Raw genomic sequence first — 929 nt, 5'->3', positions numbered from 1 at the left:
TTGGGTCGGGACGAGGTGACGAGGACGAATCGGGGCGCCGAAGGCATTAGCGGTCGCGTTAAGTTTTTGCCGCTTGCTTGGGCTGGGATGCCCAAAACAAGCTTTCGCAAAAATAGCGACTCCCCGCTAGTGTTGTGAATAATAGTTGCCATAGTTATTAAGGTTTATCATTTATATCACTGATAATAATACACTAAATTATAATAATTACATTATATTTAAGCCGCACGACTTTCAAATCGTTAATTAATTCACAAAGAAAACCTAAGGAACGCCCTAATCTGTCCAATTTCCAAACAACCAGTGTATTTCCCCCTTCCGCAATAGCTAAAAGAGCCTGGGAAAGTCCGTTTCTTTTCTTGGCAATGCCACTGATGCCTTAATCGGTAAATATCTTTTCACAACCCGCCTCTGTTAGTGCATCAATTTGTAAGTCAAGATTTTGTTCGTTAGTAGAAACTCTCGCATATCCAATTTTCATGCTATTAATATTGACATAGGCTTTTGTTGTATTCAAGTGCTATATTTTTCAGCTACTTGCGCCTGGTGATTTCATCCATCAAAAGGGTTCCTTTTTGGTAGATTAGTGTTTAGTATGTCAACCCAAAGTAGAAATGTCCGCTTTTGTCCCAAGTTAAAATGTCCGGTTTTAGGAAGTTTTCGTTGGTTTATGTTTATCAGGGTAAGTACGCCATGGGTGGTCAACGTTAGGTTTATAGGAAGGTTTTCTTTGCTGCTTTAACTTGGCTTGATTCACCGCATGGTTAATGGTTTTTTCATCCTGTATTTGTACAGCTACCTCCGCTGAAAATCCTGGAAACGGAGCTTTAGCGAAGTGAAGATTTTTAGTCCGCGATAGCCGTAGGGCCGGTTGTTTTGTCGGAGTCTGAGCGATAGCGAAGGTGGAGACAAAATAAAAGGCCATCCGA

Annotated in this window: 2 pseudogenes; both read right to left on the bottom strand. The window is 41.1% G+C overall.

Features of this window, described 5'->3' with window-relative positions:
• Window positions 1–235: 235 nt before the first annotated feature.
• Window positions 236–481, bottom strand: a pseudogene (locus BTHERMOSOX_RS11605) (recombinase family protein); the annotation flags it as partial.
• 168 nt (window positions 482–649) lie between these two features.
• A pseudogene (locus tag BTHERMOSOX_RS11600) lies at window positions 650–929 on the bottom strand (hypothetical protein); the annotation flags it as partial.

The sequence above is a fragment of the Bathymodiolus heckerae thiotrophic gill symbiont genome (assembly GCF_900128515.1).
Taxonomy (GTDB): Bacteria; Pseudomonadota; Gammaproteobacteria; order PS1; family Pseudothioglobaceae; genus Thioglobus_A.
Note: the sequence above shows the minus strand (reverse complement) of the source record. Positions and strands in the feature narration are given on the sequence as shown.